We start from the raw sequence: 24913 nt of genomic DNA, 5'->3' as shown, positions 1-24913 counted from the left end.
TTTTTGTTAGCGCAGTGGCCAATGTTGATGACAGGCGTGACGCACCGCGGCGGCGCTGCTCAGCTTGAGCAAGTCCCGGGCGAGGCGTTGGCATTCGGCTTTGTGCAGCTGGCGCACGCGATCCTTGATTTCACCAATCTGTACCGGGCTCACCGACAGTTCGGTCACGCCCAGGCCGATCAACACTGGCGTCGCCAGCGGGTCAGAAGCCAGAGCACCGCATACGCCGACCCAGCGCTTATGCACCGCCGCGCCTTCGCAGGTCATGGCGATCAAACGCAGCAGCGCCGGGTGCAAGGCATCGACCCGTGCGGCGAGGCCGGCATGGTCGCGGTCCATGGCGAGGGTGTATTGCGACAGGTCGTTGGTGCCGATGGACAAGAAGTCGGCGTGTTCGGCCAGTTGTTCGGCCTGCAGCGCGGCGGCCGGGACTTCGATCATCACGCCGATTTCCGGACGTTGATTGATGCCGAGTTCCAGACACAGCGCATCGACCCGTTGGCGGATGTGCAGCAGTTCGTCGACTTCGGTGACCATCGGCAGCAGGATCCGGCAGCGCTGCAACGGGCTGACTTGCAGCAGGGCGCGCAGTTGCTGGTCGAGGATTTCCGGGCGGGCCTGGGCCAGGCGAATACCACGCAGGCCGAGTACCGGGTTGGCTTCCACCGGCAGTGGCAGGTAGTCGAGTTGCTTGTCGCCGCCGACGTCGATGGTGCGGATGATCACCGACTTGTCGCCCATGGCATCGATCACCGCTTGGTAAGCGGTGCGCTGTTCTTCAACGTCCGGCGCGGTGTGGCGATCGACGAACAGGAACTCGGTGCGCAACAGGCCGACGCCGTCGGCGCCGTTGGCAAACGCATCCGCCGTTTCATGGCTGGAGGCGACGTTGGCGACCACTTCGATGGCCACGCCGTTGCGAGTTTCTGCCGGTAGATGGGCCTGGGCTTGCTGGGCGTCACGACGTCGTTGGCGGTCGACTTGCGCCTGCTGGACTTCGGTCAGACGCTCGGCGTTCGGCGTCAGTTCGAGGCGGCCGCCGTCGGCGTCGAGGACCACCGATTGACCTTGCGTTTGATCGAGCAGCGCCGAACCCAATGCAACCATGCACGGCAGGCCTTTGCCTCGGGCCAGAATCGCCACGTGGGAAGTTGCGCCCCCTTCGGCCATGCATAACCCTGCGACGCCTTGCGCGCTCAGTTGCAGCAGGTCCGAAGGTGTCAGTTCGTGGGCGGCGACGATGGCGCCGGCCGGCACTTCGTAATGCCAGGCTTCACCGAGCAGGGCGCGCAGCACCCGTTGCTTGAGGTCGCGCAGATCGTTGGCGCGCTCAGCCAGCAGTGCGCTGCCGGTGTTTTGCAGCACTTCGCATTGCACGTCGATGGATTGGCTCCAGGCGTGAGTCGCTGCGGTGCCGGTTTCAATCGATTGCTGCGCGGCGTCGAGCAGGGCCGGGTCTTCCAGCAATGCGAGGTGCGCGGCGAAGATCGCTTCTTCGTCGGCATTCCGCTGTTTTTTCGCCTGGACGAGGGTGCCGTGGATTTCGCTGCGAACCTGATTCAGTGCCGCGTCGAGGATCTGCAATTGTTGCTCGGGCTGATGATTGCCAGCGTCCGCCGGCAGGCTGATCGCGTTCAAGCGAAACAGCGGCCCGCCGACCAGACCCGGAGCGGCGCACACACCGTGCAACACGCCGGCCTCGGCCGGGCGATTGCGTGGGGCAGAAACAACCGGCGCGGCAGCGTGATGATCATCGGGCAGGGCGGTGGCCAGTGCGGTGAGCAAGGCTTGCAGTGCCGCTTGCGCGTCGGAGCCCTGACAACTGACTTGCACTTCATCCAGCTCGCCAATCGCCAGGCCCATTAAACCGATGAGGCTGTTGCAAGGCGCCGATTTGCCGGCGAAATGCAACTGCGACTGGCTCTTGAAACCCTGCGCTGTCTGGCGGATTAACGCCGCCGGGCGTGCATGCAGACCGCCGCGATGTGCGACTCGCACGTGACCGTGAACTTCCGGGCCGCCGAGTTCTTCTGCATTCGCCGCTGCGCTGTGACGAGCAACGATGTGCAGCAGCGGCTCGCCGACCTTCACCGTTTTCAGGGTGATGGGGCGCGCCTGGAAATCCTGGCTGTTGGTGAGGATCAGCAGGCTGACCAGGCTTTTGCACTGCCGGCCGACCTTGTCCAGGTCATAGCGCAGCAACGGTTGGCCACTGCTGACCCGGGTGCCTTCCTTGACCAGCATCGAAAAACCTTCGCCCTGCAACTCGACAGTATCGAGTCCCAGGTGCAGGAGAATTTCCGCGCCGTTGTCGGCACGCACGGTCAGCGCGTGGCCGGTGCGGGCGACGTGTATCACCACGCCGGCGCAGGGTGCGTACAAGGTATCGTTCAGTGGATCGATGGCAATACCGTCGCCCATCGCGCCGCTGGCGAACACCGCGTCCGGAACTTTGGCGAGCGTGAGCACCGGGCCGCTGAGCGGGGCGCTTAAAGTCAGCTCTTTATTGTTGTTGTGCATGGCTCGGTCTCATCAGGAAAACGTTCGGTTCGGACTCAGTGCGTACGAGTGACTTTGCTCAGATGTCGCGGCTGATCCGGATCCATGCCGCGGGCCACGGCCAGACCAGCTGCCATCACGTAGAAACTCTGGATCGCCAGGATCGGGTCGAGCGCCGGATGCTCCGCGCGGCTCAAAGTCAGGTCACGTTCGCTGACGTCATCCGGCGCGGCCAGCAGGACGCGGGCGCCGCGTTGGCGCATCTCGGCCGCCAGGCTCAGCAGACCGGCCTGTTCGGCACCGCGCGGGGCGAACACCAGCAGCGGGTAGTGTTCGTCGATCAGGGCCATCGGGCCGTGACGGACTTCGGCACTGCTGAAAGCTTCGGCCTGGATCGCCGAGGTTTCCTTGAATTTCAGCGCGGCTTCCTGGGCGATGGCAAAACCGGCGCCCCGGCCGATTACCATCAGGCGTTCGCAATCGCGCAGGGCGTCGATGGCCAGGCTCCAGTCCTGTTGCGCGGCTTCGCGCAAACCGGCGGGCAGGGCGTTGTGCGCGTCCAGCAATTCGCTGTCTTCTTTCCAGTGCGCGATCAGACGGGCGCTGGCGCTGAGGGTGGCGATGAAGCTCTTGGTCGCGGCGACGCTGCTTTCGGTGCCGGCCAGCAGTGGCAGGCTGAATTCGCACGCGGCCTCCAGCGGCGAATCGGCAGCATTGACCATCGACACGCTCAGGGCGCCGCGCTTGCGCAGCAGACGCAGGCTGTTGACCAGATCCGGGCTCTGGCCCGACTGGGAAAACGCGAACGCGACCTGACCGCTGACCTTCAACGGCGCCTGTTGCATGGTCACCACCGACATCGGCAGCGACGCTACCGGAATGCCCAGTTGCTGCATGGTCAGGTAGGCGAAGTAGCTCGCCGCATGATCGGAACTGCCACGGGCGACGGTCATCGCCACTTGCGGCGGCTGACGGCGCAGGCGCCCGGCGATCTCGATCATCGAGCCGTCGAGCTGTTGCAGTTGGGCTTGCACGGCCTCGAACGAGGACAGCGCCTCCTCAAGCATTTTTGAAGTCAATGTCTTCTCCTTCGACCATGACGGCGGTCAGTGTGAGTGAGCGATCCAGCCGCACGCAGTCGGCCCAGGCGCCCGGTTGCAGGCGCCCGCGTTCGGTGATGCCGAGGTAGTCGGCGGGGAATTGCGAAAGACGTTGCGAGGCCTCGGCGATCGGCAGACCGATCTTCACCAGATTGCGCAAAGCCTGATCCATGGTCAGGGTGCTACCGGCCAGCGTGCCGTCCGGCAGGCGCACGCCACCCAGGCATTTGGTGACGGTGTGGCTGCCGAGCTTGTATTCGCCGTCGGGCATGCCGGCGGCGGCGGTCGAATCGGTGACGCAATACAGGCAAGGAATCGAGCGCAAGGCCACGCGGATCGCACCGGGGTGCACGTGCAGCAAGTCCGGAATCAGCTCGGCGAACTTGGCGTGGGCCAGTGCCGCGCCGACTATCCCCGGTTCGCGGTGATGCAGCGGGCTCATGGCGTTGTACAAATGCGTGAAACTGGTCGCCCCAGCCTCGAGGGCGGCGACACCTTCCTCGTAACTGCCGAGGGTGTGGCCGATCTGCATGCGGATGCCACGGCGGCTCAGTTCACGGATCAAGCCGTCATGGCCGGCGATTTCCGGGGCGATGGTGATTACCCGGATCGGCGCGAGTGCCAGATACTCTTCGACTTCGGCCATCAGCGCTGTGTGGGCAAAGTTCGGTTGCGCGCCGAGTTTGCCGGGATTGATGTACGGGCCTTCGAGGTGTACGCCGAGGACCCGGGCGGCGCCTTTCGGACGCTGCTCGCAGAATTCGCCGACATCCTTTAGCACGCTGGAAATCTCGGCACTCGGTGCGGTCATCGTGGTGGCCAGCAGCGAGGTGGTGCCGAAGCGCACGTGGGTTCGGGTGATGGTCTCGAAGGCGCTGGTGCCCTCCATGATGTCTTTGCCGCCACCGCCGTGAACGTGCAGGTCGATGAAGCCCGGCAGCAGATAAGGCAGGTCGTTGTCCGCCGGATCGCAAGGCACGCCTTCGATCGACACGACTCTGCCGTGTTCGTGGATCAGCCGGCCGCGAACCCAGCCGTCAGCGGTGAGGATGTTGTCTTCGGACATTTCGCTTCTCTCGTTAGGCCTGGCTGCTGATCAGCGGCGAAGCTCTGCAACAAAGTCGTAGTAGTCGTTGCGGCAATAGGTGTCGGTGACTTCGATCGGCGTGTTGTCTTCCAGGTAGCCGACCCGGGTCATCAGCAGCATCGCGGTGCCGGGGGCGATGCCGACCAGCGCGGCGAACTCGTCCGAGGCGTTGATCGCCTGGATGTGTTGCAAGGCGCGCACGATCGGTTTGCCGATGCTGTCGAGGTGTTCGTAGAGCGAATCGCCCACCACTTGTGGCTTGGGCATGATCGAGGCGGGCAGGGTGCTCATCTCGATGGCCATCACGGTGTCGTCGGCCTTGCGCAGGCGTTTCATGCGCGCGACCTTGTCGTTCGGCGACAGGCCGAGGCGGATCAGTTCTTCGTGGGTTGGCAGGGTGATTTCCCGTTCGAGCCATTGCGAGCTGGGCACGAAGCCCTTGAGACGCAGCATTTCGCTGAACCCCGACAGGCGCGACAGTGGTTGTTCCAGGCGTGGGGTGATGAAGGTGCCGGAACCTTGCAGGCGGCGGATCAAGCCTTGATCGAGCAGAACTTCCAGCGCCTTGCGCGCGGTGACTCGGGAAATCCCCAGCATTTCGCTGAGATTGCGTTCCGAGGGCATCGCCTGTTCGGCTTTCCACTGGCCGGCATGGATCGCTGCTTCCAGATTGCGCGCCAGTTGCAGGTACAGCGGCGTCGGCTGGGAGTCGTCAGGGCGCAGGGCGTGTAGATCATTCATGCAGGCATTTCCGGAGCTGATATTGGAGTGTTGTCGCTCGCTGTTTCGGCGAAAACTAATACCACTTGCATACCATGTCAACGCGGCGGAAAGGCCTGTAGTCCTTTGTAGTCGAGTGTTGGAGGGCGAGTGGTTTCAAGTGGTATTAGAGGTGGGCTCTGGAATGCAAAAGATCGCAGTCTGCGGCAGTTCTGGCGGGTGAAAGTGGTATCACCGTTCAGACGTTGCCGCAGGCTGCGATCTTTTGAATTTATTTTTTGCGGGCGACCAATGGTCAGGGGAAAGGGCCGCTATGCGGCCCGGAGAGCGCAGGCGCGCTGATTACTGAATCAAGGACGGATTTCGATCATCGTGCCGTCCGGCACCAGGTTCCAGACTTCGCGCATGTCGACGTTGCGCATGGCGATGCAGCCGTCGGTCCAGTCCAGGGTGTGGAACAGGTTTTCCGGGTTGTCCTCGGAATCCGGCGTGCCGTGGATCATGATCATGCCGCCAGGCTCGACGCCTTCGCGCCGGGCGCGGGCGGAGTCGCTGATGTTCGGGTAGGAAATGTGCATCGACAGGTTGAATTTGTCGCTGGTCTTGCGCCAGTCGATCCAATAGAAACCTTCCGGTGTGCGTTTGTCGCCTTCAATCAGTTTCGGCCCTTTTTTCGCGCCCTTGCCCAGGGAAATACGATAGCTCTTGAGCAGCTTGCCATCGGCGATCAACTGCAGTTGATGAGCCGATTTGAGCACCAGTATTTTTTCGATGAGCGGGGTGTTCGAAGGCGTCACGGTGGTCACAAACGACGCTTGAGAGACGGTGACGAACGACAGGCAGAACAGGGCAAGCAACCAGCGCATTGAAACGATTCCCCAGAAGGTGATGCAGATAATTTATTTATAGATCTTATGCAGGCGCTGTCGCGGGCTGCGCACGCGGGTTATCGGCCGGCTGGCGCTGAAATCAAGTGATGGCCGGTTGAGCGAGCGGCGGGATCGATTCCGAGCGCACCGGGTAAGTCTCGGCGCGGCGGTCAGCGAAGAAGCATTCTAAGGTACGGCCCACCGTGCGGAAAGCCAGCTCGTCCCATGGAATCTGCGCTTCGTCGAACAGTTGCACTTCGAGGCTCTCGGGGCCGGCGGAAAAGTCCAGATCAGCAAGCTCGGCGCGAAAGAACACATGCACCTGACTGATGTGCGGCACATCAATCAGGGTGTAGATGCTCAGGTTGCGCACCCGGGCGCAGGCTTCCTCGGCGGTTTCGCGGATGGCGGCCTGCTCGATGGTCTCGCCGTTCTCCATGAAACCGGCGGGCAGCGTCCAGTAACCGAGACGCGGCTCAATGGCGCGGCGGCAGAGCAGGACTTTGCTGCCCCAGGTCGCCACACATCCGGCCACGATATTGGGGTTCTGGTAGTGAATGGTCTGACAGCTGTCGCAGACAAATCGCAGCCGCGAGTCGCCTTCGGGAATGCGCTGGGTTACCGGGTTGCCGCACTGGCTGCAAAATTTCATGCTGGGGTTCCTGAATGCTGCGCCTATCTTGGCGTGCAGCGGTGTCAGTCGGCAAGTTGTCGTTTCGCGACATGACCCTTGTTCGGGGCTTGGGCGGTCGCATTGATTGGTGCATGATGCAGGGCAAGGCACAGATCGAGAACACTTATGCTGGACGAGCTACTGCACCGGGTAAGCAATCACACGCCGCGCACGCTGGAGACCGACACGCGTTTCCCCGAGGCCGCCGTCCTGGTGCCGATTACTCGCAGTGACGAACCCGAGCTTGTCCTTACCTTGCGCGCCAGCGGGCTCTCGACCCACGGTGGTGAAGTCGCCTTTCCCGGCGGTCGACGGGACCCGGAGGATCCGGACCTGATCTTCACCGCGCTGCGTGAAGCCGAAGAAGAAATCGGCCTGCCACCCGGTCTGGTCGAAGTGATCGGTCCGCTCAGTCCATTGATCTCCCTGCATGGCATCAAGGTCACACCGTATGTCGGGGTGATTCCCGATTTTGTCGAATACCAGGCCAATGATGCGGAGATCGCTGCGGTGTTCAGTGTGCCGCTGGAATTCTTCCGCAAGGACCCGCGTGAACACACCCATCGCATCGACTATCAGGGTCGCAGTTGGTACGTACCGAGCTATCGTTACGGCGAATTCAAGATCTGGGGGCTGACGGCGATCATGATCGTCGAGTTGATCAACCTGCTCTATGACGCCAAAATCAGCCTGCATCGACCGCCTAAAAGCTTCATCAATACCTGAAGCCATCGGTCAAATGGCCAGCCATCGTGAGCCCTGAGGAAAACAAGATGAAATACCGCCTGGGCGACGCCCGTGTCGAAACCCATCCGCAGAGCTGGGTCGCCCCCAATGCCGTGCTGGTGGGCAAGGTCAAACTGGAAGAGGGCGCCAACGTCTGGTTCAACGCCGTGTTGCGCGGCGACAACGAACTGATCCTGGTCGGCAAGAACAGCAACGTGCAGGACGGCACCGTGATGCACACCGACATGGGCTACCCGCTGACCATCGGCACCGGCGTGACTATCGGCCACAACGCCATGCTTCACGGCTGCACGGTCGGCGACTACAGCCTGATCGGCATCAACGCCGTCATCCTCAACGGCGCGAAGATCGGCAAGAACTGCATCATCGGCGCCAATTCGCTGATCGGGGAAGGCAAGGAAATCCCGGACGGTTCGCTGGTGATGGGCTCGCCGGGCAAGGTGGTGCGTGAGTTGACCGAGCAACAGAAAAAGATGCTCGAAGCCAGCGCCGCGCACTATGTGCATAACTCGCAGCGCTATGCGCGCGATCTGGTCGAGCAGGAAGAATGAATACGGTTGAGCGGCCGGTGGCCTCGCCTTGCGTGAATATTTGTGCGCTGGACGATGACGATATTTGCACCGGTTGCCAGCGCACGGTCGAGGAGATTACGCGCTGGAGCCGGATGACCAACGACGAGCGGCGGGTGGTGCTGGGGTTGTGCCATGAGCGGGCGAAATCTAGTGGGCTGGTCTGGATGTTGCCGCCAAAATCGTGATCGTCCTGAGAGAGCCCTCACCCTAGCCCTCTCCCAGTGGGAGAGGGGACTGACCGAGTTGTACTTCCGATCTACATCGACCTGAATTACCGAGTCGAACTCAAGTTTGAACAGCATAAAGATCGGCTCCCTTTCCCCCTCTCCCTTAGGGCGGTCCGACGTTTCGGGAGGGCTGGGGTGAGGGGTAGCTCTTGATCTAACGCTCCAGTAACCTGTGCGCCAAATTGACAGGTCACGCCCATGATTTTCCTCATCGCCTACATCAGCAGCGTCGTGCTGATCAACTTCGCCTTCTCCACCGCGCCTCACCTGGACATCATCTGGTCGGCCTGGGGTGGGTTGGTGTTCGTGTTGCGCGACATGGTGCAGATCCGTTTCGGCCACGGCGCGATTGCGGCGATGCTGGCGGCGCTGGTGCTGTCCTACATCACCTCCGATCCATCCATTGCATTGGCCAGCGCCACTGCGTTTGCTGTGTCCGAGTGCATTGACTGGCTGGTGTTCACTATCACCAAGCGCCCGCTGCGCGACCGCCTGTGGATCAGTTCAGCGCTGAGCATTCCCCTCGACACCTTCATATTCTTCGGCATGATCGACCTGCTGACGCCACCGGTGATCATCACTGCTCTGGCCTCGAAGTTCGCCGGTGTCACTGCCGTCTGGCTGATCATGGCCTGGCGCGAGCGTAAACAGGCTGTCGCCGGCTGAAGCCAAACCCTCAGGTTCATGTAAAATGCCGCGCTTTCTCCCCATGGAAAGCGCGTCTGGCGTTGCTTTCCTCGATGATCCGCTTCTTTGAGGACCTGAGATGACCCGTATCGGAACTCCATTGTCGCCAACCGCGACCCGCGTATTGCTGTGTGGCTGTGGTGAGTTGGGCAAAGAAGTGGTGATCGAGCTGCAACGCCTTGGCGTTGAAGTGATCGCCGTTGACCGTTACGCCAATGCGCCGGCCATGCAGGTTGCCCATCGCAGCCACGTGATCAACATGCTCGACGGCGCCGCCCTGCGTGCGGTGATCGAAGCCGAGAAGCCGCACTTCATCGTGCCGGAAATCGAAGCCATCGCCACCGCCACCCTGGTGGAGCTGGAGTCCGAAGGCTTCACCGTGATCCCGACCGCTCGCGCCGCGCAACTGACCATGAACCGTGAAGGCATCCGTCGTCTGGCCGCCGAAGAGCTGGATCTGCCGACTTCCCCGTACCACTTCGCCGACACCTTCGAGGACTACAGCAAAGCCGTTGAGGACCTGGGTTTCCCGTGCGTCGTCAAACCGGTGATGAGCTCGTCGGGCAAGGGCCAGAGCCTGTTGCGCAGCGCCGATGACGTGCAGAAGGCCTGGGATTATGCGCAAGAGGGCGGTCGCGCTGGCAAAGGTCGGGTGATCATCGAAGGCTTCATCGATTTCGACTACGAAATCACCCTGCTGACCGTTCGTCATATCGGTGGCACCACATTCTGTGCGCCGGTCGGCCATCGTCAGGAGAAGGGCGACTACCAGGAATCCTGGCAGCCACAGGCCATGAGCCCGGTTGCACTGGCTGAATCCGAGCGCGTTGCCAAAGCCGTGACCGAGGCGTTGGGCGGCCGTGGCCTGTTTGGCGTCGAGCTGTTCATCAAGGGCGATCAGGTGTGGTTCAGCGAAGTGTCGCCGCGCCCGCACGACACCGGTCTGGTGACTCTGATTTCCCAGGACCTGTCGCAGTTCGCCCTACACGCCCGCGCGATTCTCGGCCTGCCGGTGCCGCTGATCCGTCAGTTCGGCCCATCGGCTTCGGCGGTGATTCTGGTGGAAGGTCAGTCGACCCAGACCGCATTCGCCAACCTCGGCGCTGCACTGAGCGAGCCGGATACCGCGCTGCGACTGTTCGGCAAGCCTGAGGTCAATGGCCAGCGTCGCATGGGCGTGGCCCTGGCGCGTGACGAATCGATTGAAGCGGCTCGTGCCAAGGCGACCCGTGCTTCTCAGGCGGTCGTTGTAGAGCTGTAATCTCGCTATCTGATCGCTCCCGCCCGTGCGGGAGCGATCATGCGCTTACGACACCTGATTCAGGTCGTTATGGCGCGTTTCCTTCAGGCACAGCACAGCGATCAAGCTGAGCACCGCGGCCGCAGACACATACCCACCGACGTAACTCAAACCACCCATCGCCACCAGTTTCTGCGCGAAGAACGGCGCCGCCGAGGCTCCGACAATGCCGCCGAGGTTGTAGGCCGCCGATGCGCCGGTATAACGGACGTGGGTTGGAAACAGTTCCGGCAGCAACGCGCCCATCGGGGCGAATGTCACGCCCATCAGGAACAACTCGATACACAGGAACAACGCCACGCCCCAGGTCGAGCCTTGAGTCAGCAATGGCTCCATCAGAAATCCGGAAAGAACTGCCAGCACGCCGCCGACGATCAGCACCGGTTTGCGCCCGTAACGATCGCTTGCCCAGGCTGACAACGGAGTGGCGGCTGCCATGAACAGCACGGCGAAGCACAGCAGCCCGAGGAATGTCTCGCGGCTGTAGCCCAGCGTCGACACGCCGTAGCTCAGGGAAAACACCGTCGAGATGTAGAACAGCGCATAGCACACCACCATGGCGGCTGCGCCCAACAGCGTCGGTGCCCAGTATTGGCTGAACAGCTCGATCAGCGGCACTTTCACCCGCTCCTGACGGGCGATGGCGTTGGCGAATACCGGTGTTTCGTGCAGCTTGAGGCGCACATACAGCCCGACCATCACCAGCACGGCACTGAGCAGGAACGGAATCCGCCAGCCCCAACTACGGAACTGTTCGTCATTGAGCGTCATGGCCAGGGTCAGGAACAGGCCGTTGGCCGCCAGAAAACCGATCGAAGGGCCCAGCTGCGGGAACATGCCGAACCACGCGCGTTTGCCTTTCGGTGCGTTTTCGGTCGCCAGTAGCGCCGCGCCGCCCCATTCACCACCCAATCCCAGGCCCTGGCCGAAGCGCAGCACACACAACAGGATCGGCGCCCACGCCCCAATGCTGTTGTAACCCGGCAGTACGCCGATCAGCGTGGTGCAGACGCCCATCAGCAGCAGGGAAGCCACCAGTGTCGATTTGCGTCCGATCCGGTCGCCGAAGTGGCCGAACAGTGCCGAGCCCAGGGGGCGAGCGAGGAAAGCGATGCCGAAGGTAAGGAATGCCGAGAGCATCTGCGCCGTGCCGGATGTCTGCGGAAAGAACACCGGCCCGATCACCAGTGCAGCGGCAGTGGCGTAGACGTAGAAGTCGTAGAACTCGATGGCCGTGCCGATGAAGCTCGCGGTAGCCACGCGGGTGGCGGAGTTGGTCGGTTGGGCAGGCGCGGTGTCGCTGTAAGCGGTACTGGTCGTCATGCGGTGATCCCTGACAGTCATGAGCTCCGTTGGAGCGAATTATTATGGTCGAACACCCAGGGATGTGGGATAGGGCGCGAACGCTGTTTCAGGTAGGAACAGTCGTCGGTGTGATGCGGAAAGCGGCGATGTACCGGCCGGAACCTGTCGGGTGCGGGGTAAGCACGCGGTTCGGCGGGGCTTAGGTAAGCACCCCCGATTATAGGAAGGAGGCTAACGATTGAACAAGGGGAGAACTAGCGGACGGGTGTGAGCGCCGGGGCCGAGCTGGTGTGCCAGATGAGCACTTTGCTCACGCGGTTATCCTCGGTTTCGAGGATCTCCAGGCGATAGCGCCCGATCTTCAGGCAGACCGCGCTTTCCGGGATGGTTTCCAGCGCCTCGGTCACCAGGCCGTTGAGAGTCCGGGGGCCGTCGCTGGGCAGGTGCCAGCCCAGGCATTTGTTCAGTTCACGGATCGAGGCGGCGCCGTCTATCACCATTCGGCCATCGGCCTGCGGATGGATATGCGGATTGTCGAGGCTGTGCTCGCTTTCGAATTCGCCGACGATTTCTTCGAGAATGTCTTCCAGAGTGACGATCCCCAGTACTTCGCCGTACTCGTCCACCACCATGCCCAGGCGCCGCTGTTGCTTGTGGAAGTTCAGCAGTTGCAATTGCAGCGGCGTGCTTTCCGGGACGAAATACGGCTCGTAGCTGGCAGCAAGGAGCGCTTCCCGGGTCAGGGCGTGATTGTCCAGCAAGTGGCGGATCTGCCGGGTGTTGAGGACGGCCTCGACCTGGTTGATGTCGCTGTGGAAAACCGGCAGGCGCGTGCGCTTGTTGTGGCGCAATTGCTCGATGATCTCTTCGATCGGGTCATCGAGATTGATGCCGTCGACGTCACTGCGGGGCACCAGGATGTCGTTGACCGTGATGTTGTCCAGCGCATGGATGCCGGAAACCGGGTGCGGGCGAGACGAGTGCTCCGGGTCGTCATGGCGATCGGCGGGGACGTCGTCTTCGCTCTGCTGCACGACCTGAGGCTTGCGCACCAGCGGACGCAACAGCAAACCACTGGTGCTGCTCAGCAGCCATGCGAGCGGATAGATCACTTTCAGCGGCACAGCCAGTAGCGTATTGCCGAATGACAGCACGGCGTCCGGATAACGTTGGGCGAGGGTGCGTGGAAAATAGTCGGCAAACACCAGCAATACGGCGGTGGCGCCAAGGCAGGCTGCCCAGGGACCGTTTTCTTCACAGAGGAAAATCGCCAGTAGCGTGGCAAGCACCACGGCTAGGGCGCGGCACAGGGTGTTGCACAGAATCAGGCTGTCGAGCGGGAAGCTGAGCTTCGCCAATGGTTTGTCACTGGCGCGAGACGCGGTGCGTTGCGCCAGCAGATGCTGTTGCGCCACTTCGATGGCGGTAAACAACCCCGACCAGAGGATCAGGAGGACAAAAACCGCGAGCATTGGCCCTATGGGCAAACCGTCCATTTATGCCGCCCGTCAGATGTGCAGGATGTATTCGCGGACCAGTTTGCTGCCGAAATACGCCAACATCAGCAGGCAGAAACCGGCGAGGGTCCAGCGGATCGCTTTGTGGCCGCGCCAGCCCAGGCGGTTGCGGCCCCACAACAGCACGCTGAACACGACCCAGGCCAGGCAGGCCAGCAGGGTCTTGTGCACAAGGTGCTGGGCAAACAGGTTCTCGACGAACAGCCAGCCGGAAATCAGCGACAGCGACAGCAGCGTCCAGCCGGCCCAGAGGAAGCCGAACAGCAGGCTTTCCATGGTTTGCAGTGGCGGGAAGTTCTTGATCAGCCCGGACGGGTGCTTGTTCTTGAGCTGGTGATCCTGCACCAGCAGCAACAACGCCTGGAACACGGCGATGGTGAACATGCCGTAGGCGAGAATCGACAGCAGGATATGCGCGAGGATGCCCGGCTCTTCGTCGATGATCTGCACGGTGCCGGTCGGCGCGAACTGTGCCAGCAAAACAGTGATCGCACCCAGCGGGAACAGCAGGACCAGCAGGTTTTCCACCGGAATCCGCGAACAGGCCAATAGGGTCAGGGCAATGACTGCCGCGGCAATCAGGCTCGAGGCACTGAAGAAGTCCAGACCCAGACCGATCGGCGTCAGAAGGTGAGTCAGCAGGCTGGCGCTGTGGGCCAGCACGGCGAGCACGCCGAGCGTGACCAGCAGGCGCTTGTTGGCCTTGGCGCCAGTGGCCAGGCGGGTGCCCTGATAGAGGGTCGCAGCGGCATATAGAAGAGCGGCGGCGAGGGTGGTCAGCAAACTCGGTGACAAGGGGAGCATAAATCCTGTTAGGCAAGCCCGAAAGGCGCTGAGTTTGGCATAGAACCGCCATGGCACGAAAGACCGGCAAGCTGACAGCGAGGTGTCCGCCAGACGCAGTCTTCGCTATAATCCGCGACCTGCCCACGCCGCAGGCTCGCCGAGCACATGTTGATTCCGGTCTGGGCCGCCATTATCCCGGTCTACACAGGGCCTGAAAGGATCGCGCAATGTTTGAAAACTTAACCGACCGTCTCTCGCAGACGCTGCGCCATGTCACCGGCAAGGCGAAGCTGACCGAAGACAACATCAAAGACACCCTGCGCGAAGTGCGCATGGCGTTGCTCGAAGCCGACGTCGCCCTGCTGGTGGTCAAGGACTTCGTCAATTCGGTCAAGGAGCGTGCTGTCGGCACTGAGGTGTCGCGCAGCCTGACGCCGGGCCAGGCGTTCGTGAAGATCGTCCAGGCCGAACTCGAAAGTCTGATGGGCGCGGCCAACGAAGATTTGAACCTGAGTGCCGTGCCGCCAGCCGTCGTACTGATGGCCGGTCTGCAGGGTGCCGGTAAAACCACTACCGCCGGCAAGCTGGCGCGCTTCCTTAAAGAGCGCAAGAAGAAGTCGGTCATGGTCGTGTCGGCGGACGTCTATCGTCCTGCGGCTATTAAACAGCTGGAAACCCTGGCCAACGACATCGGCGTGACGTTCTTCCCGTCCGACCTGAGCCAGAAGCCGGTCGACATCGCCAACGCGGCTATTAAAGAAGCAAAACTGAAATTCATCGACGTGGTCATCGTCGATACCGCCGGTCGTCTGCACATCGATGAAGAGATGATGGGCGAGATCAAGGCGCTGCACGCCGCGATCAACCCGGTCGAAACCCTGTTCGTGGTCGACGCCATGACCGGCCAGGACGCCGCCAACACGGCCAAGGCCTTCGGCGATGCACTGCCACTGACCGGTGTGATCCTGACCAAGGTCGACGGTGACGCCCGTGGCGGTGCCGCGCTGTCCGTTCGTGCCATCACCGGCAAGCCGATCAAGTTCATCGGTATGGGCGAGAAGACCGAAGCCCTTGAGCCGTTCCACCCGGAGCGAATCGCTTCTCGGATCCTCGGCATGGGCGACGTGCTCAGCCTGATCGAACAGGCTGAAGCGACCCTCGACAAGGACAAGGCCGACAAGCTGGCCAAGAAGCTGAAGAAGGGCAAGGGCTTCGACCTCGAAGACTTCCGCGATCAGTTGCAACAGATGAAGAACATGGGCGGCCTCGGCGGCCTCATGGACAAACTGCCGAGCATCGGTGGTGTGAACCTGTCGCAGATGGGCAATGCCCAGAACGCCGCAGAGAAGCAGTTCAAACAGATGGAAGCCATCATCAACTCCATGACCCCGGCCGAGCGCCGCGACCCTGAGCTGATCAGCGGTTCGCGCAAGCGTCGGATCGCCATGGGTTCCGGCACCCAGGTGCAGGACATCGGTCGCTTGATCAAGCAGCACAAGCAGATGCAGAAGATGATGAAGAAATTCTCCGCCAAGGGCGGAATGGCGAAAATGATGCGCGGCATGGGCGGTATGTTGCCCGGCGGCGGCATGCCGAAAATGTAAGGTGTCCCGTCTCACCCATTCTGCTCACTTGTGGCGGCGTCTGATGCCCTCATGCTGCGTTGCCGCTCCTCGCCATAGCGGGCTATGACTCGTCGCGGCGCCTTGCTTGAGGGCATCAGTCACTCGCCAAAAGTGAGCGAAATGGGTGAGATGGGACACTAGAATCTCGCCGGTCGTCGTACCGGCGCAGGCCCCGCAAGGACGCGGGATCAACAGCAAACCCGCACTCGGCGGGAGCTGACCGGCCGTTCTAAACGATGGCCCTATATGCAAATCTGCACGGCATGCCATAGGCGCCGGAAAAAGTCATTTGCAAAAGTCCGGATATTCCTTAGAATATGCGGCCTTTCGGGCACCCATGCCCGCTGTGCATTTAGATTTGCAGCACCGACTACAGGAACGATGTTCACATGCTAACAATCCGTCTTGCCCTTGGCGGCTCCAAAAAGCGCCCGTTTTACCACCTGACCGTAACCGACTCCCGCAACCCGCGTGACGGTTCCCACAAAGAACAGGTTGGTTTCTTCAACCCTGTTGCCCGTGGTCAGGAAATCCGTCTGTCCGTGAACCAAGAGCGCGTTGCCTACTGGCTGAGCGTTGGTGCACAGCCTTCTGAGCGTGTTGCTCAGTTGCTGAAGGAATCGGCTAAGGCTGCGGCCTGAGCAATATGAACGCGACGCCTGCTGTTGCCGATGATTTGATCGTTATTGGCAAAATTTATTCTGTTCACGGCGTTCGCGGCGAAGTGAAGGTTTATTCCTTTACTGATCCGACTGAAAACCTGTTGCAGTACAAAACCTGGACGCTCAAGCGCGAAGGCAATGTCAAACAGGTCGAGCTGGTCAGTGGACGCGGGAGCGACAAGTTCCTGGTCGCAAAGCTCAAGGGTCTTGATGATCGTGAAGAAGCTCGTCTTCTGGCCGGTTACGAGATCTGCGTGCCGCGCAACCTGTTCGCTGAATTGACCGAAGGCGAGTACTACTGGTACCAGCTGGAAGGTCTGAAGGTCATCGACACACTTGGGCAATTGCTCGGGAAGATCGATCATCTTCTGGAAACCGGCGCCAATGATGTAATGGTAGTCAAGCCTTGCGCTGGCAGCCTGGATGATCGCGAACGCCTGTTGCCCTATACGGAGCAATGCGTGTTGGCAGTCGACCTGGCAGCGGGCGAGATGAAGGTGGATTGGGACGCGGACTTCTAAGCGTGGCTAACTTGCGCGTAGAAGTGATCAGTTTGTTTCCCGAGATGTTTTCCGCCATCGGCGACTACGGCATCACCAGTCGTGCGGTCAAACAGGGGCTCTTGCAGCTGACCTGTTGGAATCCGCGGGATTACACGACGGATCGGCATCACACTGTGGACGATCGCCCGTTTGGCGGTGGTCCGGGCATGGTGATGAAGATCAAGCCCCTGGAAGATGCTCTGGTTCAGGCCAAGGCAGCAGCCGGGGAGGCGGCGAAGGTGATTTACCTGTCCCCCCAAGGCCGTCAACTGACTCAGTCGGCGGTACGCGAACTGGCGAAATCGGATGCATTGATCCTGATTGCCGGTCGCTATGAAGGCATTGACGAGCGTTTTATTGAAGCTCATGTCGATGAAGAGTGGTCGATTGGCGACTATGTACTGTCTGGCGGCGAGCTGCCGGCCATGGTCCTGATCGATGCGGTTACACGACTGCTGCCTGGAGCTTTAGGGCATGCGGACTCCGCCGAGGAAGATTCCTTTACGGATGGTCTGCTGGATTGCCCGCACTACACCCGACCTGAGGTGTATGCGGATCAGCGTGTACCCGACGTGTTGCTGAGTGGCAACCACGCGCACATCCGGCGTTGGCGTTTACAGCAGTCCCTTGGTCGGACCTATGAACGACGCGCCGATCTTCTGGAAAGCCGCTCGCTTTCTGGAGAAGAGAAGAAGCTGCTCGAGGAATACATCCGCGAGCGGGACGATAGTTAACAACGTATCGATGGTAAATCCGACGATTTACCTTAGGAGCACAGCATGACCAACAAAATCATCCTTGCACTCGAAGCAGAGCAGATGACCAAAGAAATCCCTACCTTTGCCCCGGGCGACACCATTGTCGTTCAGGTGAAAGTGAAGGAAGGCGATCGTTCCCGTCTGCAAGCGTTCGAAGGCGTTGTAATCGCCAAGCGTAACCGCGGCGTGAACAGTGCGTTCACCGTTCGTAAAATCTCCAACGGTGTTGGCGTAGAACGTACTTTCCAGACCTACTCCCCGCAGATCGACAGCATGGCTGTTAAACGTCGCGGTGACGTACGTAAAGCCAAGCTGTACTACCTGCGCGACCTGTCGGGTAAAGCAGCTCGCATCAAGGAAAAACTGGCTTAAGTCCAGCTTCCGATGCAGAAAAAAGCAGCCTACGGGCTGCTTTTTTGTTGCCCGCAATTTATCCACAGCACCATTGCTTCAGGCCGTATCCATGACATCTCGTGAGCAAGAAATCGAACGCCGCACCGAACTCTCGGTGACCCGCGTGACCAAGGCGGTCTTCCCGCCGACCACCAACCATCACAACACCCTGTTCGGCGGCACGGCGCTGGCCTGGATGGACGAAGTGTCGTTCATCACCGCCACCCGCTTCTGTCGTTTGCCGCTGGTGACCGTGTCGACCGACCGTATCGACTTCAATCACGCGATCCCGGCAGGTTCCATCGTCGAACTGGTGGGGCGGGTGATCAAGGTCGGCAACACCAGCCTCAAGGTCGAGGTGGAAGTGTTTGTCGAAAGCATGAGCTGCGACGGTCGCGAGAAAGCCATCCATGGGCAGTTCAGCTTCGTTGCCATCGATGATGACAAACGTCCGGTGCCTGTGCTGCCTGGTTTTGCCGCCTGATGATTCCGTGAGCGGGCGGGCTGTGAAAGACTGTCCGCCATCTCTGCCTTGCCTGAGCTTTTATGCCCGCCATCGACCATCCGCTGATTGACCAATTCCTCGACGCTTTATGGCTTGAGAAGGGCCTGTCCGACAACACCCGCGACGCCTATCGCAGTGATCTCGCTCTGTTCCACGGCTGGTTGCAGGAGAAAAATCTCGAGCTGATCAATGCCGGTCGGGAGTTGATCCTCGATCACCTGGCCTGGCGTCTGGAGCAGAACTACAAACCCCGTTCCACCGCGCGATTTCTCTCGGGTGTGCGGGGCTTTTATCGCTACCTGTTGCGGGAAAAACTGATCTCGGTCGACCCAACCCTGCGCATCGACATGCCGCAACTGGGTCGGCCGCTGCCCAAATCCTTGTCGGAAGCCGACGTTGAAGCGCTGCTGAAGGCTCCAGACTTGAGTGAAGCCATCGGCCAGCGTGACCGCGCCATGCTTGAAGTCCTTTACGCCTGCGGCTTGCGGGTAACCGAGCTGATCAGCCTGACCCTGGAGCAGGTCAATCTGCGTCAGGGCGTGTTGCGGGTGATGGGCAAGGGCAGCAAGGAACGGCTGGTGCCGATGGGCGAGGAAGCGATTGTCTGGGTCGAACGTTACTTGCGCGATGGTCGCGGCGAGCTGCTGGGCGGGCGTCCCAGCGATGTGCTGTTTCCCAGCCAGCGCGGCGAGCAGATGACCCGCCAGACCTTTTGGCACCGCATCAAACACCAGGCCAAGGTTGCCGGTATCGGCAAGTCGCTGTCGCCCCACACGCTGCGTCACGCCTTTGCCACGCACCTGCTCAACCATGGCGCCGACTTGCGGGTGGTGCAGATGCTGTTGGGTCACAGCGACCTGTCGACCACGCAGATCTACACTCACGTCGCCCGGGCGCGGTTGCAGGATTTGCATGCCAAACATCACCCTCGAGGCTGAGCGCAGTCCGTCTTGCGACAGGCGCATTCGGTCACGCGAACCTTATGTGGTAGGCTTTGCCGGTTTGCACGATGGACGGTTATGACCCGGTGTTCCGGCACGGGCGTTCTGATCGTTCCATTTGTCCGCCTTCAGGAGTTCTCATGCGTCTGACCCAGATTTTCGCCGCCGCAGCCATTGCGTTGGTCAGTACTTTTGCCGTCGCCGATGATGCGGCCGACAAAGCCATCCGCCAGAGCCTGGAAAACCTCCAGCTCGACGTGCCGGTGGACACCATCACCGCCAGCCCGCTGCCGGGCCTGTACGAAGTCAAGCTCAAGGGCAGCCGCGTGCTCTACGCCAGCGCTGACGGCCAGTACATCGTTCAGGGCTACATGTTCCAGCTCAAGGACGGCAAACCGGTCAACCTGACCGAGAAGACCGAGCGCCTGGGCATTTCCAAACTGATCAATGCGATCCCGGTAGCCGAGACCGTGGTTTACCCGGCTGTGGGCGAGACCAAGTCGCACATCACCGTGTTCACCGACACCACGTGCCCGTACTGCCACAAGCTGCATGCCGAAGTGCCGGAGCTGAACAAGCGCGGTATCGAAGTGCGTTACGTGGCGTTCCCGCGTCAGGGCCTGGGCTCGCCGGGTGATGAGCAACTGCAAGCCGTGTGGTGCTCGAAAGACAAGAAAGCCGCCATGGACAAAATGGTCGATGGCAAGGAAATCAAGGCTGCCAAGTGCGAGAACCCGGTTTCCAAACAATTCGCCCTCGGTCAGTCGATCGGTGTGAACGGCACGCCGGCCATCGTTTTGGCTGACGGACAAGTGATTCCGGGCTACCAGCCTGCGCCACAAGTCGCCAAACTGGCACTGGGCGCGAAGTAATTCGCATCGTCACGCTCAGGCGCTGACGAGCGTGGTCCGGCGGCAACACGGCCGGGCCATCAATAGAGAGCCGCGATTATGCGGTTGTTTTCACGGCCGGCCTCGCGTCGGCCGTTTTATGGGGAGTTCACAGTGAAACCGGTCAAAGTAGGCATCTGTGGGTTAGGGACCGTCGGTGGCGGTACCTTCAACGTACTTCAGCGCAACGCCGAGGAAATTGCTCGTCGTGCCGGGCGTGGAATCGAAGTGGCACAAATTGCCATGCGCACGCCAAAGCCTCAGTTCCAGACGACCGGTATTGCGATTACCAACGATGTCTTCGAAGTGGCCACGAACCCTGAGATTGACATCGTCATAGAGCTGATGGGCGGCTACACCGTTGCCCGTGAGCTGGTACTCAAGGCCATCGAGAATGGCAAGCATGTGGTCACCGCGAACAAAGCTCTGATTGCCGTTCACGGTAATGAAATATTCGCCAAGGCACGCGAGAAAGGCGTGATCGTGGCATTCGAAGCGGCGGTAGCCGGTGGCATTCCGGTGATCAAGGCGATCCGCGAAGGCCTGTCCGCCAACCGTATCAACTGGGTCGCCGGGATCATCAACGGCACCGGCAACTTCATCCTCACCGAAATGCGCGAGAAGGGTCGCACCTTCGAAGACGTGCTGGCTGAGGCGCAAGCGCTGGGCTACGCCGAAGCTGATCCGACTTTTGACGTCGAAGGCATCGATGCGGCGCACAAGCTGACGATTCTCGCCTCGATCGCATTCGGTATTCCGCTGCAGTTCGACAAGGCTTACACCGAAGGCATCACCAAGCTGACCACCGCCGACGTGAACTACGCCGAAGCGCTGGGCTACCGCATCAAGCACCTGGGCGTTGCACGCAGCACCGCTACCGGTATCGAGCTGCGCGTACACCCGACGCTGATCCCGGCCGATCGCCTGATCGCCAACGTCAACGGCGTGATGAACGCGGTGATGGTCAACGGTGACGCTGCCGGTTCGACCCTGTTCTACGGCGCTGGCGCCGGCATGGAGCCGACCGCTTCGTCGGTGATCGCGGACCTGGTGGACGTGGTTCGCGCCATGACCTCCGACCCGGAAAACCGCGTGCCGCACCTGGCCTTCCAGCCGGACTCGCTGTCGGCCCATCCGATCCTGCCGATCGAAGCCTGCGAAAGTGCCTACTACCTGCGCATTCAGGCCAAGGACCATCCTGGCGTACTCGCTCAGGTGGCGAGCATCCTCTCGGAGCGCGGCATCAACATCGAGTCGATCATGCAGAAGGAAGTCGAGGAACACGACGGCCTGGTGCCGATGATCCTGCTGACCCACCGCGTGCTGGAACAGCACATCAACGATGCGATCGCCGCCCTCGAAGCCCTGGCGGGCGTGGTGGGTCCGGTCGTGCGGATCCGCGTCGAGCACTTGAACTAAACAGAAGCAGCGGCAAGCTGCGAGTTGCAAGCTGCAAGTAAAAGCCTGAGCGCTTTTCACTTGCAGCTTGAGGCTTGAAGCTTGAAGCCCAAACCGAAGGTTTGCCCCTATGCGTTACATCAGTACCCGCGGCCAGGCACCGGCCCTGAATTTCGAAGACGTCCTGCTGGCTGGTCTCGCCACCGACGGCGGTCTGTACGTCCCGGAAAACCTGCCACGTTTCACCCAGGAAGAAATCGCTTCCTGGGCCGGCCTGCCGTATCACGAGCTGGCCTTCCGGGTGATGCGCCCGTTCGTGACCGGCAGCATCCCGGATGCGGACTTCAAAAAGATTCTTGAAGAAACCTACGGCGTGTTCTCGCACAGCGCCGTTGCGCCGCTGCGTCAACTGAACGGTAATGAATGGGTGCTGGAGTTGTTCCACGGCCCGACTCTGGCGTTCAAGGACTTCGCCCTGCAACTGCTCGGCCGTTTGCTCGACTACGTGCTGGAAAAGCGCGGCGAGCGCGTGGTGATCGTCGGAGCCACCTCCGGTGACACCGGTTCGGCTGCCATCGAAGGCTGCAAGCATTGCGAGAACGTCGACATCTTCATCCTGCACCCGCACAACCGTGTGTCCGAAGTGCAGCGTCGGCAGATGACCACCATCCTCGGTGAGAACATCCACAACATCGCCATCGAAGGCAACTTCGACGACTGCCAGGAAATGGTCAAGGCCAGCTTCGCCGACCAGAGCTTCCTCAAGGGCACTCGCCTGGTGGCGGTGAACTCGATCAACTGGGCGCGGATCATGGCCCAGATCGTCTACTACTTCCACGCAGCCCTGCAACTGGGCGGCCCGGCGCGTTCGGTGTCGTTCTCGGTGCCGACCGGCAACTTCGGCGACATCTTCGCCGGTTACCTGGCGCGCAACATGGGCCTGCCGATCAACCAGTTGATCGTCGCCACCAACCGCAACGACATCCTGCACCGCTTCATGAGCGGCAACCAGTACGTCAAGGAAACCCTGCACGCCACGCTGTCGCCATCGATGGACATCATGGTTTCGTCGAACTTTGAACGCCTGCTGTTCGATCTGCACGGTCGCAACGGCGCGGCGATTGCCGGTCTGATGGACTCGTTCAAACAGGGCGGCGGTTTCAGCGTCGAACAGGAACGCTGGACCGAAGCGCGCAAATTGTTCGACTCGCTGGCGGTGGACGATGCGCAAACCTGCGAAACCATCGCCGAAGTCTTCGAGCAGACCGGTGAGGTGCTCGATCCGCACACGGCCATCGGCGTGAAAGCCGCCCGTGAATGCCGTCGCAGCCTGGACATCCCGATGGTGATCCTGGGCACCGCGCATCCGGTCAAATTCCCGGATGCCGTGGAAAAAGCCGGTGTAGGAAAAGCTCTCGAACTACCTGCACATCTTTCTGATTTGTTTGAGAGAGAAGAGCGCTGCACAGTTCTGGCAAACGAGCTGAAAGCCGTGCAAGCCTTTGTCAGCCAGCATGGCAACCGTGGCAAGCCGCTTTAAGCCCTGAAAGTTGTCACATTTTGAAGCCCGTCTCCTGACGGGCTTTCTTGTTTTTGCATGCCACACTGCGCGTGTTTCGCCCATGAAGGACGGGCGAGTCGATGACGAAGGATGTGGCAATGCGGTTTTATTCAGGATTGAAGCCAGCGCTGCGCTGGTTGTTTTTGTTGGGCCTGTCGGGATTCCTGCCATGGGCCGAAGCGGCCCATCTGACGATGCATTCAGAAGGGGCGGAGTTGAACATCCAGCCCATCGAGCTGGAAGCACAGGAACGTCAGTGGATTCGAGATAACCCCAAGGTGACGGTTGCCTCGGTGCAATATCCTTTGTATTTGTTCCAGGATGAACACGGCCATTGGAGCGGCTTGAACAACGATGTGCTCAATCACATCAGCGCCATGACCGGTTTGCAGTTCGTGCATCAGGAGTCGTTCTCCACCAACCACATGCTGGAGCGACTCGAAAGCGGCGTCGCCGATATCAGTACGACGCTGGCCATGAACGAGGAACGCAAGCAGTTCCTTGATTTCAGCCACGCTTTCGGCGGTGCGGGCTGGGTGTTCGTCGGGCGCGCAAGTGCGCCGGCGGTGCAGTCGCTTGAAGAACTGGACACGCGGATTCTGGTGCTGCCTGCCAGGCATGCGCTGGAGGATGGAATCCGGCGCGATCACCCTTTGATCCAGATACGTTCGGTCAAGACCTACGCCGAGGCCCGTGCGCTTGTTGAGAGTGGCGAGGCTTATGCCACGATTGAAAACGAAATCGGTGCGCAGTTGTTTCCGTCGGGCCTGCTCAAGGTCGGTGGTCTGGTGGAGGGCAAGTGGGAGGCGGATCATCTGGCGGTGCGCAAAGGCTTGCCTGAGTTGCTGAGCATTCTCAACAAGGCCTTGGGGGCCTTCCCTGCAGCCGAATTGCGCGCCATGCGCCTGAAGTGGCTGGATGGCATTTCACCGACGCCTGCACCGTCAATCGGTGCACGGGTGATCACGTGGGGGTGCTGGGGAATGGGAGTGCTCGGAGTGTTCGGCCTGCTTTCGTTGCTTTGGAATCGCCGGCTGGCAACCGAGATAAAACAGCGTCGGGAGGCCGAAAAAGACTTGGGTGACCAATTGGCCTTTCAGCGTGCGTTGATCGATGCCATGCCAGACCCGGTGTTCGTTCGTGATCTGCAGGGACGGTTGATTCTGTGTAACCGCAGTTATGAAGAGGCGCTCGGTGTGCGTCTCGAGCAGGTGCAAGGACGGGTGCTGCATGAACTCGATGTACTTCCACAAGCCACAGCGTTGATGCTGCATGATGAATTCATGGTGCAACTGCGCACCCGCAAGACGCGTTTCAGCAAACGGCAACTGCTGTTCAAGGGTGGCTCTCGACACATCTATCAGTGGACGGTGCCTTTTTATGGTGTCGATGGGAAATTGCGCGGTCTTCTGGGGGGCTGGACGGATATTACCCAGAGGCGGATGGAGCACGGATGCCGGTGTCTGCCGTGAAGATGGGAAATGTCCTATAAAACGTGACTACTTTTCTGATGGGAAGCTTAGGACGACGGCCCTAGAGTGACAAACCA

At 60.7% G+C, this 24913-nt stretch carries 25 protein-coding genes; 16 read left to right on the top strand and 9 right to left on the bottom strand.

Annotated elements, in window-relative coordinates:
* Nucleotides 1–6: 6 nt before the first annotated feature.
* The 6 genes from ptsP to JJN09_RS02295 all read right to left on the bottom strand — a co-directional run bounded on the left by ptsP (nt 7) and on the right by JJN09_RS02295 (nt 6927).
* Entirely contained in the window at nt 7–2520 is a 2514-nt protein-coding gene (gene ptsP, locus JJN09_RS02320; RefSeq protein WP_249485330.1) for a phosphoenolpyruvate--protein phosphotransferase, read from the bottom strand.
* 35 nt (nt 2521–2555) lie between these two features.
* Entirely contained in the window at nt 2556–3578 is a 1023-nt protein-coding gene (locus JJN09_RS02315) for an SIS domain-containing protein (RefSeq protein WP_249485328.1), read from the bottom strand.
* Nucleotides 3559–4665, bottom strand: coding sequence for an N-acetylglucosamine-6-phosphate deacetylase (nagA, locus tag JJN09_RS02310; RefSeq protein ID WP_249485326.1), 1107 nt, complete (start codon nt 4663–4665; stop codon nt 3559–3561). The genes JJN09_RS02315 and nagA overlap by 20 nt, the downstream gene beginning before the upstream one ends.
* Nucleotides 4666–4695: 30 nt before the next feature.
* Entirely contained in the window at nt 4696–5427 is a 732-nt protein-coding gene (locus JJN09_RS02305) for a GntR family transcriptional regulator (protein WP_007954613.1), read from the bottom strand.
* Nucleotides 5428–5756: 329 nt separating this feature from the next.
* On the bottom strand, nt 5757–6272 hold the full coding sequence (locus JJN09_RS02300) for a murein L,D-transpeptidase family protein (protein ID WP_249485324.1): 516 nt from the start codon (nt 6270–6272) through the stop codon (nt 5757–5759).
* Nucleotides 6273–6375: 103 nt separating this feature from the next.
* Entirely contained in the window at nt 6376–6927 is a 552-nt protein-coding gene (locus JJN09_RS02295; RefSeq protein WP_096819233.1) for an NUDIX hydrolase, read from the bottom strand.
* A gap of 147 nt (nt 6928–7074) precedes the next feature.
* Here JJN09_RS02295 and JJN09_RS02290 point away from each other — a divergent pair, with 147 nt between their 5' ends.
* The 5 genes from JJN09_RS02290 to purT all read left to right on the top strand — a co-directional run bounded on the left by JJN09_RS02290 (nt 7075) and on the right by purT (nt 10442).
* Nucleotides 7075–7674, top strand: coding sequence for a CoA pyrophosphatase (locus JJN09_RS02290; protein ID WP_249485322.1), 600 nt, complete (start codon nt 7075–7077; stop codon nt 7672–7674).
* A gap of 47 nt (nt 7675–7721) precedes the next feature.
* Complete coding sequence (locus JJN09_RS02285) at nt 7722–8246, top strand: gamma carbonic anhydrase family protein (protein WP_249485320.1); 525 nt, start codon at nt 7722–7724, stop codon at nt 8244–8246.
* Nucleotides 8243–8452: a DUF1289 domain-containing protein gene (locus tag JJN09_RS02280; protein ID WP_249485318.1), complete on the top strand. Its 210-nt coding sequence runs from the start codon at nt 8243–8245 to the stop codon at nt 8450–8452. Before JJN09_RS02285 ends, JJN09_RS02280 begins: the two co-directional genes overlap by 4 nt.
* Before the next feature lie 240 nt (nt 8453–8692).
* Entirely contained in the window at nt 8693–9160 is a 468-nt protein-coding gene (locus JJN09_RS02275; RefSeq protein ID WP_249485313.1) for a preQ0 transporter, read from the top strand.
* Nucleotides 9161–9260: 100 nt separating this feature from the next.
* Nucleotides 9261–10442: a formate-dependent phosphoribosylglycinamide formyltransferase gene (purT, locus tag JJN09_RS02270; protein ID WP_249485311.1), complete on the top strand. Its 1182-nt coding sequence runs from the start codon at nt 9261–9263 to the stop codon at nt 10440–10442.
* A 45-nt stretch (nt 10443–10487) separates the two neighbouring features.
* Here purT and JJN09_RS02265 read toward each other — a convergent pair whose 3' ends face one another.
* The 3 genes from JJN09_RS02265 to ccsA form a co-directional block, all read right to left on the bottom strand.
* Nucleotides 10488–11804 carry an MFS transporter gene (locus JJN09_RS02265; RefSeq protein WP_249485308.1) on the bottom strand — a complete coding sequence of 439 codons (1317 nt, stop codon included), beginning with the start codon at nt 11802–11804 and terminating at the stop codon, nt 10488–10490.
* A gap of 236 nt (nt 11805–12040) precedes the next feature.
* The gene (locus tag JJN09_RS02260) at nt 12041–13282 is read right to left on the bottom strand and encodes a transporter associated domain-containing protein (protein WP_249485306.1); all 1242 of its coding nucleotides are present in this window, start codon (nt 13280–13282) and stop codon (nt 12041–12043) included.
* Nucleotides 13283–13294: 12 nt separating this feature from the next.
* On the bottom strand, nt 13295–14107 hold the full coding sequence (ccsA, locus tag JJN09_RS02255) for an inner membrane protein YpjD (protein WP_096819244.1): 813 nt from the start codon (nt 14105–14107) through the stop codon (nt 13295–13297).
* A 209-nt stretch (nt 14108–14316) separates the two neighbouring features.
* Here ccsA and ffh point away from each other — a divergent pair, with 209 nt between their 5' ends.
* From ffh to JJN09_RS02200, 11 genes are all read left to right on the top strand, one after another.
* Nucleotides 14317–15693, top strand: coding sequence for a signal recognition particle protein (ffh, locus tag JJN09_RS02250; protein WP_249485304.1), 1377 nt, complete (start codon nt 14317–14319; stop codon nt 15691–15693).
* 410 nt (nt 15694–16103) lie between these two features.
* On the top strand, nt 16104–16355 hold the full coding sequence (rpsP, locus tag JJN09_RS02245) for a 30S ribosomal protein S16 (RefSeq protein WP_003185073.1): 252 nt from the start codon (nt 16104–16106) through the stop codon (nt 16353–16355).
* Nucleotides 16356–16360: 5 nt separating this feature from the next.
* On the top strand, nt 16361–16897 hold the full coding sequence (rimM, locus tag JJN09_RS02240) for a ribosome maturation factor RimM (protein ID WP_085688896.1): 537 nt from the start codon (nt 16361–16363) through the stop codon (nt 16895–16897).
* 2 nt (nt 16898–16899) lie between these two features.
* Nucleotides 16900–17652, top strand: a complete 753-nt coding sequence (gene trmD, locus JJN09_RS02235) for a tRNA (guanosine(37)-N1)-methyltransferase TrmD (protein WP_096819250.1) — start codon at nt 16900–16902, stop codon at nt 17650–17652.
* 45 nt (nt 17653–17697) lie between these two features.
* Nucleotides 17698–18048 carry a 50S ribosomal protein L19 gene (gene rplS, locus JJN09_RS02230; RefSeq protein WP_003175895.1) on the top strand — a complete coding sequence of 117 codons (351 nt, stop codon included), beginning with the start codon at nt 17698–17700 and terminating at the stop codon, nt 18046–18048.
* Between the two features lie 91 nt (nt 18049–18139).
* A complete protein-coding gene (locus JJN09_RS02225; protein WP_114881518.1) occupies nt 18140–18553 on the top strand; it encodes an acyl-CoA thioesterase in 414 nt (137 codons plus the stop codon).
* 62 nt (nt 18554–18615) lie between these two features.
* Nucleotides 18616–19512 (top strand): site-specific tyrosine recombinase XerD, encoded by an 897-nt coding sequence (xerD, locus tag JJN09_RS02220; protein WP_249485299.1) that lies wholly within the window; start codon nt 18616–18618, stop codon nt 19510–19512.
* A gap of 143 nt (nt 19513–19655) precedes the next feature.
* Nucleotides 19656–20387 (top strand): bifunctional protein-disulfide isomerase/oxidoreductase DsbC, encoded by a 732-nt coding sequence (gene dsbC, locus JJN09_RS02215; protein ID WP_007954633.1) that lies wholly within the window; start codon nt 19656–19658, stop codon nt 20385–20387.
* Between the two features lie 132 nt (nt 20388–20519).
* Nucleotides 20520–21824 (top strand): homoserine dehydrogenase, encoded by a 1305-nt coding sequence (locus JJN09_RS02210; protein ID WP_249485295.1) that lies wholly within the window; start codon nt 20520–20522, stop codon nt 21822–21824.
* A 109-nt stretch (nt 21825–21933) separates the two neighbouring features.
* Nucleotides 21934–23343: a threonine synthase gene (thrC, locus tag JJN09_RS02205; protein WP_249485293.1), complete on the top strand. Its 1410-nt coding sequence runs from the start codon at nt 21934–21936 to the stop codon at nt 23341–23343.
* Between the two features lie 119 nt (nt 23344–23462).
* The gene (locus JJN09_RS02200; RefSeq protein WP_249485289.1) at nt 23463–24836 is read left to right on the top strand and encodes a transporter substrate-binding domain-containing protein; all 1374 of its coding nucleotides are present in this window, start codon (nt 23463–23465) and stop codon (nt 24834–24836) included.
* Nucleotides 24837–24913: the final 77 nt, after the last annotated feature.

Source organism: Pseudomonas sp. HS6, from assembly GCF_023375815.1.
GTDB lineage: Bacteria > Pseudomonadota > Gammaproteobacteria > Pseudomonadales > Pseudomonadaceae > Aquipseudomonas.
Note: the sequence above shows the minus strand (reverse complement) of the source record. Positions and strands in the feature narration are given on the sequence as shown.